Annotated in this window: 13 protein-coding genes; 6 read left to right on the top strand and 7 right to left on the bottom strand. The window is 70.6% G+C overall.

Going from position 1 to position 13,457, the window contains the following annotated elements:
- Positions 1-366: 366 nt before the first annotated feature.
- Entirely contained in the window at positions 367-699 is a 333-nt protein-coding gene (locus tag ABZU76_RS49870) for a hypothetical protein (RefSeq protein ID WP_354885021.1), read from the bottom strand.
- Between the two features lies 1 nt (position 700).
- Between ABZU76_RS49870 and ABZU76_RS49865 the strand changes: the two genes are divergently transcribed.
- Entirely contained in the window at positions 701-1,072 is a 372-nt protein-coding gene (locus tag ABZU76_RS49865; protein ID WP_354885018.1) for a hypothetical protein, read from the top strand.
- A gap of 118 nt (positions 1,073-1,190) precedes the next feature.
- On the opposite strand, the gene ABZU76_RS49860 is transcribed toward ABZU76_RS49865, so the two are convergent.
- Both ABZU76_RS49860 and ABZU76_RS49855 read right to left on the bottom strand, forming a co-directional pair.
- On the bottom strand, positions 1,191-2,057 hold the full coding sequence (locus ABZU76_RS49860) for an ABC transporter substrate-binding protein (RefSeq protein WP_220239274.1): 867 nt from the start codon (positions 2,055-2,057) through the stop codon (positions 1,191-1,193).
- Between the two features lie 135 nt (positions 2,058-2,192).
- Positions 2,193-2,753 carry a GDSL-type esterase/lipase family protein gene (locus ABZU76_RS49855; protein WP_354885015.1) on the bottom strand — a complete coding sequence of 187 codons (561 nt, stop codon included), beginning with the start codon at positions 2,751-2,753 and terminating at the stop codon, positions 2,193-2,195.
- Positions 2,754-2,841: 88 nt separating this feature from the next.
- Here ABZU76_RS49855 and ABZU76_RS49850 point away from each other — a divergent pair, with 88 nt between their 5' ends.
- Positions 2,842-3,747, top strand: a complete 906-nt coding sequence (locus ABZU76_RS49850) for a cyclase family protein (RefSeq protein WP_354885013.1) — start codon at positions 2,842-2,844, stop codon at positions 3,745-3,747.
- Positions 3,748-3,753: 6 nt separating this feature from the next.
- Here ABZU76_RS49850 and ABZU76_RS49845 read toward each other — a convergent pair whose 3' ends face one another.
- The gene (locus tag ABZU76_RS49845; RefSeq protein ID WP_354885010.1) at positions 3,754-4,419 is read right to left on the bottom strand and encodes a GntR family transcriptional regulator; all 666 of its coding nucleotides are present in this window, start codon (positions 4,417-4,419) and stop codon (positions 3,754-3,756) included.
- Between the two features lie 282 nt (positions 4,420-4,701).
- Here ABZU76_RS49845 and ABZU76_RS49840 point away from each other — a divergent pair, with 282 nt between their 5' ends.
- The 4 genes from ABZU76_RS49840 (at position 4,702) to ABZU76_RS49825 (ending at position 8,783) form a co-directional block, all read left to right on the top strand.
- Positions 4,702-5,538 (top strand): alpha/beta hydrolase, encoded by an 837-nt coding sequence (locus ABZU76_RS49840; RefSeq protein WP_354885007.1) that lies wholly within the window; start codon positions 4,702-4,704, stop codon positions 5,536-5,538.
- A gap of 168 nt (positions 5,539-5,706) precedes the next feature.
- Positions 5,707-6,489 (top strand): amino acid ABC transporter permease, encoded by a 783-nt coding sequence (locus ABZU76_RS49835; protein ID WP_220239279.1) that lies wholly within the window; start codon positions 5,707-5,709, stop codon positions 6,487-6,489.
- Between the two features lie 2 nt (positions 6,490-6,491).
- Positions 6,492-7,274 carry an amino acid ABC transporter ATP-binding protein gene (locus tag ABZU76_RS49830; RefSeq protein ID WP_304504295.1) on the top strand — a complete coding sequence of 261 codons (783 nt, stop codon included), beginning with the start codon at positions 6,492-6,494 and terminating at the stop codon, positions 7,272-7,274.
- A 33-nt stretch (positions 7,275-7,307) separates the two neighbouring features.
- Positions 7,308-8,783: a serine hydrolase gene (locus ABZU76_RS49825; protein ID WP_354885002.1), complete on the top strand. Its 1,476-nt coding sequence runs from the start codon at positions 7,308-7,310 to the stop codon at positions 8,781-8,783.
- Between the two features lie 64 nt (positions 8,784-8,847).
- Here ABZU76_RS49825 and ABZU76_RS49820 read toward each other — a convergent pair whose 3' ends face one another.
- Genes ABZU76_RS49820 through ABZU76_RS49810 form a run of 3 tightly spaced genes read right to left on the bottom strand, consistent with a single transcriptional unit; the run spans position 8,848 to position 13,454 of the window.
- Positions 8,848-11,145 (bottom strand): aminotransferase class III-fold pyridoxal phosphate-dependent enzyme, encoded by a 2,298-nt coding sequence (locus tag ABZU76_RS49820; protein WP_354884999.1) that lies wholly within the window; start codon positions 11,143-11,145, stop codon positions 8,848-8,850.
- Positions 11,146-11,179: 34 nt separating this feature from the next.
- Positions 11,180-11,899, bottom strand: a complete 720-nt coding sequence (locus ABZU76_RS49815) for an MBL fold metallo-hydrolase (protein ID WP_354884996.1) — start codon at positions 11,897-11,899, stop codon at positions 11,180-11,182.
- Positions 11,892-13,454 carry an aconitase family protein gene (locus ABZU76_RS49810; protein ID WP_354885060.1) on the bottom strand — a complete coding sequence of 521 codons (1,563 nt, stop codon included), beginning with the start codon at positions 13,452-13,454 and terminating at the stop codon, positions 11,892-11,894. The genes ABZU76_RS49815 and ABZU76_RS49810 overlap by 8 nt, the downstream gene beginning before the upstream one ends.
- Between the last annotated feature and the right edge of the window lie 3 nt (positions 13,455-13,457).

Raw genomic sequence — 13,457 nt, 5'->3', positions numbered from 1 at the left:
AACGGCGGTTCGTCAACCGGGACCACCCTTCGGTATCGGTTCCGAAGCCTCACCGGTCCTGCTCGGCGGGGTACGGGTGATCATGGAAAACGCGTCGCCGGAATGCCCGACGACGGGCTCGCGCGTCGTGATCACGGCGCGTGGATTGGCTGCCGAGGCCGTGTCAATGGCGGGTAGCCGGAAAGTCAACACCACCGCTGACCTGCATTGATCGGTGTTGATCTGTGTGGACCATCACTCGACGGTGACATTCCCGTGTCCGATTCGTAATGTCGACGCCGCTTTGCGTGCGCCGTATCCCCCGAATTCGCGGCGCGCGTTCCCCGAGCGAAGAAAATGGTGCACCAGGATGTCCGGAAGACATCGCTACCGGTCGCTGTCGTGGCGGCTGCCAGTCGGGGTCGGCTTGCTCGCCGCCCTCGGGCTGGTCGCCCTCGCGTGGCTGACGGGCGCTACCCCGGGCGGTGGGCAGGTCTCGGCCGCCGACCGCCTCGCCCTCAGCTCACCGCGGCCCGCTTCGAGCGCTCCGCTGTCCGGCGCCCCCACGCCGAGCAGCACGACGCCGAGCAGCCCGACCTCGACGACCCCCAGTACGACCCCGAGCACGTCGGTTCCCAGCATGTCGGTCGCGTCCCCGAAGCCGACGACGAAGAAGCCGGTTCCGAAGACCATGCCGAAGCCGCCCACGGCGGTGAACACCTTGTCCGCCGGTAAGGCGTGTTCGTCCACTTTGGCCGGTGCGCAACCCAACGCGGCCCAGGTGGGCAACCACATCCTCACGAAGTTCAAGGTCGGCTCCGTCGGCGGCCGCGCCGGCCGGGCGGGTACGAGCGACCACCCCGCCGGTCTCGCGCTCGACTTCATGGTCGACACCACGACGGGCAACGCGCTCGCCGCATACGTGCTGGCGCACCAGGGCGAGTTCGGCGTGACGTACGTGATCTGGCGCCAGCGCATCAACACCGGCAGCGGCTGGGACCCGATGGAGGACCGCGGCAGCCTCACCGCGAACCACTTCGACCACGTGCACGTGTCGTTCAAGGCCGGGGCCAAGGTGTCCGTCACCTGCTGAGCGGGTGAGCCGAACACCGGAAACGACAAGGGGTTTCCTGCCCGGCGTGGGCAGGAAACCCCTTGTCTCCCCACTGCGCGCCACGGGAAGGCGCGGCGGGGCACCGAGTCCCGTCAGGCTACGGGGTCGGCTTGCCCTGCTTCTCGATCTGCTGCTGGATCGACGGCCAGAACTGGTACATCTGCGTCGGGTACGGCAGGTTCGGGAAATACTTCTGGTACAGCTTGAGGAACGTGCCGTCGTTCGCGAGCGCACTGAGCTCGGTGTTGTAGGCGTCGAGGAACTTGGTCAGCTTCTTGTTGACCGCCTCGGCGCCCGGCTGGTCCTGCGGTGAGGTCAGCGCGACCTTGAGCTTGCCGGGGTGCTCGGTGAAGATCTGCCCGACGTGCGTCGAGCCGAGCACCATCGCGTCGAGGTTGCCCGCGAGCAGCTGGTTCACACCCGCGCCGTCGGTGGCCTCGGACACGAGCTGCGACGTGGTCATCTTCTTTTTCGCGAAGTCTTCCTGCGTGCTGTTCGCGCCGGCGCCCACGCGCTTGCCGGCCAGGTCCGGAATGGACTTCGCGGTCGAGCTCGCCGGGACCACGACCACGTTCTGGCCCCAGAAGATCGCCTTGGTGAACGCCACGCTCTTCTTGCGTTCGTCGCTGGCCACCAGGCCCACCGACATCAGGTCGTACTGACCGCTGGTGAGGCCGGGGAGTCCGGCTTGGACGGTGGTCGTCTTGTAGACGATCTTCAGGTGCATCCGGTCGGCGATGAGGTTGTTCAGGTCCACGAGCAGGCCGACGGGCTTGCCGCTCGCGTCGGGGGAGACGAACGGGTAGTCGCCCGCCGTGACCGCCGCCGTGATGGTGCCGGGTTGGGCGAGACCGAAGTCGTCGCCGGCCGCGGAGTCGCCGCCGCCGCAAGCGGTGACGGAGGCGGCGGTGAGTGCGGCGAGGCCGAGCGCACCGAGCGCGCGCCGCAGGGGAAGTCGGTTCATGGGTCTCCTTCGCCAGACCGAGAGGTGGGGGAGAGAAAGCGGGGAGCGCTGACGATGGAGCGAAACTATAGGCTATAGAACTTCAGAACGTCAACGACCTGTAGTCCCGGCTTCAGTACGGCTTCTCCGGGAAGATCAGTGCAGGTCGGAGGCGGTGTCGACGGCCGAGATCCGCTCGGCGAGTGCCGAGATCACGAGTCGGTACGCGTCTCCGGTGAGGTGCAGACCGTCCTCGTGGACCGGCGCTCCGGCGGCGACGAGCGGTGCCACCGCCGCGTCGGTGTCCACCGAGTTCGCGGCCGAGACGACCTCCCGCAGCACCTGCCGGTAGGTGTCGAGCACGGCGTTCGTGCGCCCGCGCTTGCCGACGCCGTCGATCTCCTCGATCGAGGGCGGCAAGAACCCGATCAGGGTGGCCGGGGCGAAGGCGGCGGCGATCGTGCGCATGTTCTCGGCGTACGCGTCGAGCTCCACGAGCCGGTCGGGCGAGCAGTCGTTGGCGCCGAAGGACAACACCACCACGTCGGGCTCGGTCTTGGCGATCGTGGCCGCGCGGCGCGCCCCGTCGTCGCTCTTCCAGCCGCCCGCGGCGCAGTTGAAGACGAGCACGTCGCCCGCTTCGGCCTCGAGCTGGTCGATGCGGGGCTTGGTGAACCGGCCCAGCATGCTGTCGCCGAACAGGACGATCGTCTTCACTCGTCGCCGCCTTTCACGTGGTTGACAATCTGGTACTTGTAGCTTAGAAAATACCAAAACTCGGAGGCGAGCCGGAAGAGGTGGAGCGGTGGCGCGTGACTGGACCCGCGCCGAGGTCGAGGAGCAGCTCCACGGCCGCAGCAACTGGGGCCGCTGGGGCGCCCACGACCAGGTCGGCGCCGTCAACCTGATCACCGCCGCCAAGCGGGCCGAAGCCGCGCAACTCGTGCGCACGGGCCGCTCGGTGTCGCTCAGCCGGCCGTTCCCGACCCGTCCGCACGTGGACAACCCGCGGCCGGCCTCGCACTACACGACCAAAACGCCCCGCGGCACCGGCGGGATCTCGGGCGACTACTACGGCATCGAGTACCACGGTGTCGCCTCCACCCACGTCGACGCGCTCTGCCACGTCTGGGACGAGCGCGGTTTGTGGCAGGGCCGCGACCCCGACGTCGAGCTCACCTCGCGCGGCAGCCTCTGGGGTTCGGTGGACCACTGGCGCGAGGGCATCGTCACTCGCGGGGTCCTGCTCGACGTGCCGGCCTTCCGCGGCGAGCCGTATGTGACTCTCGACCGCCCGGTGCACGGCGACGAGCTGGAGGAGATCGCCGAGGCACAAGGCGTCTGCGTCGGCCCCGGCGACGCGGTGGTCGTCCACTGCGGACGCGACGCGTGGGACCGCGAGAACCCGCCGTGGGGCACCGAGGAGAGCCGGCCGGGCCTGCACGCCTCCTGCCTGACGTTCCTGCGCGACCACGACTGCGCCGCCCTGGCGTGGGACATGCTCGATCGCGCCCCGAACGACGGGGGAGTGCCGTGGACCGTGCACGGCGCGATCTTCGCCTACGGGCTGGCCGTGGTGGACAACTGCGCGCTCGAACCACTGGCCGCCGCGTGTGCCGAGGAAGGTCGTCACGAGTTCCTCTTCGTGGTGGCGCCGCTCGTGGTCGAGGGCGGGACGGGTTCGCCGGCCAACCCGCTGGCGCTCTTGTGAGCGCGCTCAGGCGTCCAGCGCGGCGATCGCCCGGCGGCCGAGGCTGCCGAGCACGTGCTTCTTCATCGTCCGCTCGGCCGTGCGGGCATCACCCGAGATCACGGCTTCCGCGATCTCGATGTGCTCGCGCCGCACGCGTTCCTGGTCGGCCGGGGAGTCCGGTTTGGACTGCAGGCCGATCAGCCGGTAGCGGTCGGCCTTGTCCCAGAGCCCTTCCAGCAGCGTCATCAGCAGCGGGTTGTGCGAGGCCGTGTAGACGCTGCGGTGGAACGCGCGGTGCACCAGCAGCGAGTCGAAGCCGGTGGACGTGCTCAGCGGCTCGAGGTCCTTGAGTGCCGACTCGATGGCCGCGATGTCGGCGTCGGTCCGGCGCGTGGCGGCGAGCTTGGTGGCGAGCGGGTCGAGGCGTTCGCGGACCTCGAAGAGGCTGCGGGCCTCCTCGGCGTTGAGCCGGCTCACCCGCGCGTCGCGGTGCGCGTCGATCGTCACGAGCCCCTCGGCGTCGAGCCGCCGCAGCGCCTCGCGCAGGGGAGTGGTGCTCACGCCGAGCTCGGCCGCGAGCTGCTCCTGGGAGATGGACTGGCCCTGGATCAGCTCGCCGGCCAGGATGCGCCGGCGCAGCTCCTCGTAGACGTACGCGTTCTTCGTGAGGGCTGGGCGGGGGTGGGTCATCGGCCTGACAATCTCTCTGGGCGGGCAAAGGGGGACCGCAAGGATATCGGTCTCCCTCCCGCTCGGTGGGCAGGCTGTGGCCTGCGGCCTGCATCCTGTCGTGCCGGTCGAGGCGGCCTCGTGGGTCCGCTCGCCCGGAGTTGTCGCATCACACAGTGTCAAACGGTGTCTTCAGGTCCTCGAATGAACCTATAGCCTATATCGTCTTCGTGTGTAGTGCACCGCTTGTGCCCGTCCCCGAACTCTGACCCGTCCCCGAACTCTGAGGAGCCCCCGGCTGCCATGACCACCACCACCGAACCCGACTCGCAGGGAGCCCACTTCGTCGGCGCGACCCCGTTCTTCGCTTCCGGCCACGACCAGCGCCTGTCCTACGGGCTGTTCGTGCCGGAGGACCACACACCCGATGCCGCCCCGTTGCCGCTGGTCGTGGTGCAGCACGGCACGGGCCGCTCGGCCGAGCGCTACCGCAACCAGTGGGCGGACTTCGCGACCCGCAACGGGTGCGTGATCCTCGCGCCGCTGTTCCCGGCCGGCATCGGCAAGCGGCGCGAGCTGCACAGCTTCAAGTTCCTGGAGTACGACGGGATCCGCTTCGACGAAGAGCTGCTGCACATCGTCGACGAGGTCGGCGAGGAGTTCAACACCGAGACCGAAACCTTCTTCCTGCACGGTTTCTCCGGCGGCGGGCAGTTCGCGCACCGGTTCTTCTACGCCCACCCCGACCGCCTCGCCGGCATCTCGATCGGCGCGCCGGGGCGCATCACGCAGCTCGACGACTCGCTGCCGTGGTGGCTCGGCACCGGGGGTTTCCGCGAGAAGTTCGGCATCGAGCTCGACCTCGCGGCCCTGCGCCGCGTGCCGGTGCAGATGGTGGTCGGCTCCGCGGACGTGGAGACGTGGGAGATCAACAACGCCGGCGGTCCGAACTGGATGGACGGCGTGGAGAAGACCGGCCGCACGCGCATCGAGCGCATCGAGACGCTGCGTGACAGCTTCGAGCGCAGCGGGCTCTCCGTGCGGTTCGACGTGGTGCCCGGGGTGGCCCACCAGGGCAGCTTGGTGATCCCCGTGGTCCAGGACTTCTTCGGCGGCCTGCTCGCGAGCCGCGTGAAGTGAGCACTTCAGCCGTTGACTATCTTGTCGAATCTGCTACCGTGAGCGCCACGTCACAGTTATAGTCTATAAGACGAACTGCCGGCCGGTACCGTCGCCGACCCCGCTGAGCCCGGGTCCGCGCGCACTCCAGCGGTCCGCGGCCGAACCGAGGTAAGGACACCTGGTCCCATGGGCGATTTCCTGCATTCCTTTTTCGATATCCACCAGATTCTCGCCGTGCTGCCCTCGCTGCTCGGGGAGGGCCTGCGCAACACGTTGATCATCGCGTCGCTCGCGCTGGTCCTCGGGCTGGTGGTGGGCCTGCTGCTGGCGATGCTGCTCATCTCCACGCGCTGGTGGCTGCGAATGCCTGCCCGCGTGTACGTCGACGTGTTCCGCGGCCTGCCCGCCATCGTGACGGTGAGCCTCATCGGCATCGGGCTGCCGTCGGCGGGCGTGCGCTTGTTCGGCCAGTCGCCGATGGGCTACGCGATCCTCGCGGTGGGCCTGATCAACGCGGCCTACATCGCGGAGATCTTCCGCTCGGGCATCCAGAGCGTGCCGCCCGGCCAGGCCGAGGCCGGCCGCAGTCTCGGGATGAGCCACCTGAGCACGCAGCTGCTCGTCGTGGTGCCCCAGGGCATCCGCAACGTGCTGCCGGCGCTGGCGAACCAGTTCATCGTGGCCGTGAAGGAGAGCTCGCTGGTGTACCTGCTCGGCCTGGCCGTCGGTGAGCGCGAGCTGTACTTCATCGCGCAGCAGGCGCAGTCCATTTCGTACAACTCGTCGTCGTTCGTGGCCGCGGGGCTGGTCTACATCGTGTTCACGGTGCCTCTGACACACTTGGTGAACTGGTTCGACAAGCGGCTGCGCGAAGGCCGCCGTCCGGCGAGCGGCGGCGGTGGCGGCCCGGCCGCGACGCCGCAGCCGCTGGTCCCCGTCGGTGCCACCGGATTCGAAGCGGGAGCGTGAACGTGAACCAGGTAACGACTTCTCCGCAGGCGCAGGACGAGGCGAAGGCCGACGTCCCCGCGATCGAGCTGGTCGACATCTGCAAGTCCTTCGGCCTCGTCGAGGTGCTCAAGGGCGTGTCGGCGACGGTCGCGCGCGGCGAGACCGTGTGCCTCATCGGCGCCTCGGGGTCGGGCAAGTCGACGCTGCTGCGGTGCGTGAACCTGCTGTCCCCGCCGACGTCGGGCACGATCCGGTTGCACGGGCAGACGATCACCGACCCGAAGGTGGACCTCAACGCCGTGCGCTCGCGCACCGGCATGGTGTTCCAGCACTTCAACCTGTTCCAGCACAAGAGCGCGGTGGACAACATCGCGCTCGCACTGCGGCGGGTGCGCAAGATGTCGCGCGAGGAAGCGCGGGAACGCGCGATGCAGCAGCTGGACAAGGTCGGCCTGCGGGCGCTGGCGTCCGCGCGGCCCTCGCACCTGTCCGGCGGGCAGCAGCAGCGCGTGGCGATCGCGCGCTCGCTCGCGATGGAGCCCGACATCATGCTGTTCGACGAGGCGACCTCGGCGCTCGACCCCGAACTGGTGAAGGGCGTGCTCGACGTGATGCGCGACCTCGCGACGTCGTCCGGGATGACGATGATGGTGGTGACGCACGAGATGAACTTCGCCCGCGAGGTCGCCGACCGCGTGCTGTTCGTGGACAGCGGTGTGATCGCCGAGGAGGGACCGGCCCGGCAGCTGCTGACCGACCCGCAGACGCCGCGGCTGAAGTCGTTCCTTTCGCAGGTCCTGTAATCCGGTAAGAAGTTCCGCACGAGAACGGTGAGCATGAGCAACGCCTTCCACGACCCGGCGCCGGCGCTGGACCCGGGCCCGGTCCACACCCTGCTGCAGACCATGGCCGAGCGCGGGATGCGCGTGCACTCCCTGCTCGTGCACCGCCACGGCCGGACCGTGCTGGACCTGTGGCAGTGGCCGCACGAACCGGGCCTGCGGCACAAGGTGCACTCGGCCACGAAGAGCTTCACCGCCGCGGCCGTCGGTTTCGCCGAGGCCGAAGGCCTGCTCTCCCTCGACGACCCCGTCGTCGGCTTCTTCGCCGACCGGCTGGGCGGCGAGCCGAGCGAGAACCTCGGCCGCATGCGCGTGCGCGACCTGCTGACGATGTGCACGGGTCACGCGCGCGGGCTGTCGGGCGCCACCACGCGCCTGCGGCGCACGGGCTGGGTCGACGAGTTCCTCGAGGAGCCCGTGGTCGAGCTGCCGGGGCGCAACTTCACCTACAGCAGCACCACGAGCCACGTGCTGTCGGCGATCGTGCAGCAGGTCTCGGGCCAGCCGGTCGACGAGTACCTGCGGCCACGGCTGTTCGACCCGCTGGGGATCACGGACTACACGTGGGAACGGGACCCCGAGGGCGTTTCCAGCGGCGGCAACGGGCTTTCGCTGCGCCCGCGCGACCTGCTGAAGTTCGGTGTGCTGCACCTGCAGGACGGCGTGTGGGACGGCTCCCGCGTGCTGCCGACCGGCTGGGTGCAGAAGGCTTCGGCGCTGCACGTGCGCCGCGCGATCAGCGGGGAGTGGAACGGCAAGGAGCTCGTGCCGCCCGCGCCCGACGTCGTCGCCGACGAGGGGTACGGCTACCAGTTCTGGACCACCGAGGCCGGGATCTACAGCGCTTCGGGCATTTTCGGCCAGGAATGCATGGTCTTCCCCCGCCACGACGGCGTGGTCGTGATCACCGGCGCCATGGGCGACGGCAGCTACCACGACCTGCCGGGGATGTTGCGGTCCGCGTTCACCACGGCATTCGAGAGCCCGGCTCGGGAACAGTCCGAAGTAGACGATCTGGCCGCGTGGGTGGACCGCGTGCAGGAGCCGGAAACCGTCGGCGCCGCGGTCCAGCGCGCCGGGTTCACGGCGACGTACGACTTCGAGCCCAACGAGCAGGGTCTCGTGTCAATGGCGGTCGAGGTCCGCGACGGCTCGGTGCACGTCGTCGTCGAGGACGAGCTGGGCCGGCACCCGATCGACCACGGAGTGGGCACCTGGACGCGCCAGGACACCGGCGTCAGCGTGTGGCGCCTGCACCACTCCTACCAGGACCCCACGGCTGCCGTCCTCGCCGCCGGGCAGTGGTGGTCGGCCGACGAGCTGCACCTGACGTGGCACTTCCTGGAGTCACCGTTCGTCGACCGGCTCGACTTGGCCTTCGACGACACCGGTGTCACGGTCGGCCACGCCACGAACGTCAACTCCGGGCCGACGACGCTGCCGCCGGCGCGCGGCGAGCTTCGCAAGTAATCCCCCAGCCCCCGGCCGTGGGGTCTGCCGCACCGACGGCGGACCCCACGGCCGGTTTCAGTTGTCAGGCCCGGAGTTCCGCCAGCGCACGCCGCAGCCGCTCCAGGAACTGGCTCACGTGCGTGTCCTCCCACACCAGCGGCGGCCGCACCTTCAGCACGTCACCGCGCGGGCCGGTGGACCCGGCGAGCACGCCCTGCCCGACCAGCTCCGAGAGGAGCGCGCGCGTCACTTCGCGAGACGTCGACGCACCCGAGCCGAGCACGTCGACGCCCGCGAGCAGCCCGGTGCCGCGGACCTCGCCCAGCAGCGGTTCCTCCGCGGCCAGCGCCCGCAGACCCTCCCGCAGGAACGTGCCCGTCGCGGCGGCGCGCGCGGGCAGGTCGGTGAGGCCGAGGACGTCGAGCACCGCGTGGCCGGCCGCGGCCGCCGCCGGAGTGGCGGCGAAGGTGGAGAAGTACTCGTAGCTGCCGGCGAGCGCGTCGGCGATTTCGCGCCGCGTCACGACGGCGCCGATCGGGTAGCCCGCGCCCATCGGCTTGCCCAGCGTCACGAGGTCGGGTGTCACGCCGGCGAGCAGGAAACGCCACAGCTGCGGGCCGCTGCGGCCGTAGCCCGACTGGACCTCGTCGGCGAGGTACAGCGCGCCCGCCGTGTGGGCGCCCGAGACCAGGCCGGCCACGAACTCGCCGGGCACGTCGAGGATCCCTTCGGAGGTGAACTGCGAGTCCGCGAGCACGAGGGCCGGACGCTCACCGGCCGCGCGCAGGGTCTCGTCCGCCCGGCGGATCCGTTCGGCCGCAACGGTTTCCGTCAGCTCGGGAGCCGGGCCGTGCGGTGCTTCGAACGTCGCGACGTGGGCGGGCCGGTAGCCCGCGGGCCACTCGTTCGAGCTCAGGTCCGCCATCCACTTCGACGCCCCGTGGTAGGCGTGCTCCGCGATCACGGCCGCACCCGCGCCGGTGTACTCGGTGGCCAAGCGCCACGCCAGCTCGTTGGCCTCGGTGCCGGACGTGGTGAACAGGACCGTGTCGAGCGGTGCCGGCATGGTCGCGAGGATGCGCTCGGAGAGCTCGACGATCCCCGCGTGCAGGTAGCGCGAATGCGTGTTGAGCTGCGCCAGCTGCAGGCTCACCGCCTGCGTCACGGCGGGGTGTGTGTGGCCGATGACCGCGACGTTGTTGTACGCGTCGAGGTACCGCGCGCCGTCGCGGGCGTAGAGCCACGGCCCTTCGCCGCGCACGATTTCCAGCGGTCGCCGGTAGAACAGCGGGGCGAGCTTGCCGCCCATGGCCTGCGCGCGGCGCGCCGGGAGGCTGTCCGGCGAGATCGCCGCCGTGAGGTCCCGCGTGCCCGCCAGCCGCGCCAGCCGCTCGGCGAGCTCCGGCACGGACAACGCCGACAGCAGGTCCAGCGCCTGCTCGCTGTTGGTGTCGTACTGGGTGATGTAGCGGTGGTTGTCCGCGTGCGGCCCGCGCCGGGTCGCCGAGACCGCGAGTGTCGTGAGCAGGCGCGCGATCACCAGCTCGCCCAGCACCGCCACCTCCGCCGGCGACAGCGAGCGGTGCCGCTGGTAGCCGCGCAGCACGGCGTCGGTGAGGCGCCACAGGCGGTCCGCGTCGCCCCCGCTGAGGCGCAGCACGGAGGTCAGCGTCACGGCGAGGTCGGCGACGGCGGCCGTGTGGTGCATGTCGCCGAAGTCGATCACGCCAGTCACGCTCGCGCGCGAGGCCAGCACGTTGGTGAGGGTCACGTCGGCGTGCTGCACACCCGAGGGGAGCGTGGCGGTAGCCGCCAGCGCGGGGGCAACGCGCTCGGCGAGCTCGCCCAGCCGCCCGGCCGCGATCCCGGCCGCAGCCAGGACTTCCGGCATCCGCCGGATGTCCCACATCAGCGTCCGCCCGGCCGAGGGGTGGAAGAAGCCTTGCAGCGCCACGGAAACGCGCGCGGCCACCGCGCCGACCTGCGCGGCGAGGTCGGGATCCAGCGGTCCGCCTTCGAGCGGTGAGCCGGGCAGCAGCGTGATCAGCCGGGCGAGGCATTCGCGTCCGGCGTCGTCGAGCGGGCGCGCGACGGGTTCGCCCGCCGTGGTCGCGACCGTCTCCGGCACCGGCAGCTCCGGGTCGGCTGCGTGCACGTGCTCCAGCGCGCGGGTCTCCATGTCCACGACGTCGGCCTGCTCGGCGGGGTTGGAGATCTTGAGCACGAATCGGCCGTCGACGAGCACGTTGAGATCGCGTTCGCTGTCGAGCGGCTTGAGTACCGGGTCGGTGAGCGCCCAGTGCTCGCCGAGCACGGCGTGCAGGCTCTCGGTGGAGAACTTCGGAGCCGGCTCGGCGAAGATGCCGGTGGCGGTGGTCATGCTGGGGAGCTTCCTTTCGGCGGAGACCCGCGCCTCAAGACGGCGCGGGCGGGTCGTCGGTCAGCGGGTCGGGCGCGAGCACTTCGAGGTCCACGCGCGGGAACAGGTACCGGCCGGGCAGCCCGGCCTCGATCGTGAACGGCCGGTCGTGGCCGGGGTACACCACGTCGGCCCGGGTCCGCACGAGTTCGATCGACGCGGCGGCCGCTTCGTCGTTCGCCGCTGTGGTGGCGCGGCCGGCACGCAGGGCGCGGGAGGAGGGGACGGCGTCGCCGGTGAGCAGCGCCGTGCCGTCGGCGGTCTCGACGGTGAGGCCGAGCGAACCCGCGGTGTGGCCGGGCAGCCCGGTGATCGTGACGCCGGGCGCCAGCTCGAGCCCGTCGATGCTGCCTTCGTGCAGTGCCAGTCCGGCGAAGATCGCTTCCGTCCACGGGGGAGCCACCGGGTCGCCGGGCTCGGGCTCGCGTTCGGCCGGGTGCAGGAACACCTCGGCGTGGGTGAAGAGGTCGGCGTTCTGCACGTGGTCGTAGTGCGCGTGGGAGAGCACCAGCGTGTCGACGTCGCGCACGCCGAGCCCGTGGCGGGCCAGCGCCCGGTGCAGCGCGCGGCGGCGGCCCGCGTGGCCGCAGTCGAACAGGATGCGGCGCCGCGGCGTCTGCACGAGGTAGACGCCGCAGAACCCGATGCTGCCCTGGTCGGAGGAGAGGCCGTAGCCGAGCAGCAGCGGTTCGACGACGGGCGCGGGATCAGTCAAGCTCACCTCGCAGGATCAGGCGGTGGACGTACGGCAGCACCCCGCCGTTCGCGTAGTAGGTGGCTTCGCGCGGGGTGTCGAGCCGGGCGCGCACGGAGAACTCGAACGCCGGCCGGTCCGCCGGGCGCACGCGCACCGTCAGCGGCCGCGCCGCATCCTGGACGACGTCGGCGATCCCGGTGAGGTCGAACTCCTCCGTGCCGTCGAGCCCGAGCGAGGCCGCGCTGTCGCCGTCGAGGAACTGCAGCGGCAGCACGCCGAGCGCCACGAGGTTGGACCGGTGGATCCGCTCGAACGACTGTGCCAGCACGGCTTTCACCTTCAGCAGCGCGGTCGTCTTCGCCGCCCAGTCGCGCGACGAACCCGTGCCGTACTCCTGGCCCGCGATCACGATCAACGGCACGCCGGCCGCGGCGTAGGACTGGGAAGCCTCGTGGATGGGCACCAGCGCGCCCTCGCGCGTGAAATCGGGGGTGACGCCGCCGGCGGCGTCCGGGGCGAGCAGGTTGGCCAGCCGCGGGTTGGCGAAGCCGCCGCGCACCATCACCTCGAAGTTGCCGCGGCGCGAGGCGTAGGTGTTGAGATCGGTCTCGCCCAGCGCCGTGAGGTAACGCCCGGCGCTGCTCGCCGCGGGGATGCGGCCGGCGGGGCTGATGTGGTCGGTGGTCACGGAGTCGCCCAGCAGCAACAGCGTGCGCGCGCCGGTCACGTCGGTTGGTGCGGCGACGGTTTCGGTGACCTCGTCGAGGAACGGCGGGCGGCGCAGGTACGTCGAGTCCGGCTCCCACGCGAAGTGGTGGCCGTCGGACTCGGGCACACCGGCCCAGTGCTGGTCGCCGCCGAACACGTCGGCGTAGGCCTCGCGGAACAGCTCGGGCGTGAGGTGCGCGCGCACGACCTCGTCGATCTCGGCGTCGTCCGGCCACAGGTCCGCGAGTAGCACGGGCTCGCCGTCGGCGTCGACCCCCAGCGGCTCGCTGGTCAGGTCGTGCTTGACCGAACCGGCCAGCGCGTAGGCGACGACGAGCGGGGGAGAGGCGAGGTAGTTGAGGGAGACGTCGTTGTTGATGCGGCCGTCGAAGTTCCGGTTGCCCGACAGCACCGACGCCACCACGGCGCCGCGCTCGGCCACCGCTTCGGCGGCGCTGGGCAGCAACGGGCCGGAGTTGCCGATGCACGTCATGCAGCCATACCCCACGAGCTGGAAGCCCAGCTCGTCGAGCGGCCCGGTCAGCCCGGCGCGCGCCAGGTACTCGGTGACGGTCTTCGAACCCGGCGCGAGGCTCGTCTTCACCCACGGCTTGGCGGTGAGCCCCCGCGCGCGGGCGTTGCGGGCGAGCAGACCCGCGGCGACCATCACATGCGGGTTGGAGGTGTTGGTACACGAAGTGATCGCGGCAATGGCTATAGCCCCGTCGGCCGCGACTCCGTCGGGGCCGACGGCGCTATCGCTGTGTTTTTTGGCCCCGCCTTCGGCAGGGCGTGCGAGATCGCCTTTGAGCCGGCTTCCGGATTGGGCAGTCGGATCGGCCGGGGGCCGATCGGACCGCCCAATCCG

Origin of the sequence: Amycolatopsis sp. NPDC005232 (assembly GCF_040607795.1) — a bacterium.
In the GTDB taxonomy this organism is placed as follows: Bacteria; Actinomycetota; Actinomycetes; order Mycobacteriales; family Pseudonocardiaceae; genus Amycolatopsis.
The sequence above is the reverse complement of the archived record's forward strand: the minus strand, read 5'-3'. Positions and strand labels throughout refer to the sequence as shown.

Excerpts from the sequence above, each read along its gene's own strand:
- ABZU76_RS49860 (WP_220239274.1), bottom strand. The coding sequence starts at position 2,057 with ATGAACCGACTTCCCCTGCGGCGCGCGCTCGGTGCGCTCGGCCTCGCC.
- ABZU76_RS49845 (WP_354885010.1), bottom strand. The coding sequence starts at position 4,419 with ATGACCCACCCCCGCCCAGCCCTCACGAAGAACGCGTACGTCTACGAG.
- ABZU76_RS49840 (WP_354885007.1), top strand. The coding sequence starts at position 4,702 with ATGACCACCACCACCGAACCCGACTCGCAGGGAGCCCACTTCGTCGGC.
- ABZU76_RS49835 (WP_220239279.1), top strand. The coding sequence starts at position 5,707 with ATGGGCGATTTCCTGCATTCCTTTTTCGATATCCACCAGATTCTCGCC.
- ABZU76_RS49825 (WP_354885002.1), top strand. The coding sequence starts at position 7,308 with ATGAGCAACGCCTTCCACGACCCGGCGCCGGCGCTGGACCCGGGCCCG.
- ABZU76_RS49820 (WP_354884999.1), bottom strand. The coding sequence starts at position 11,145 with ATGACCACCGCCACCGGCATCTTCGCCGAGCCGGCTCCGAAGTTCTCC.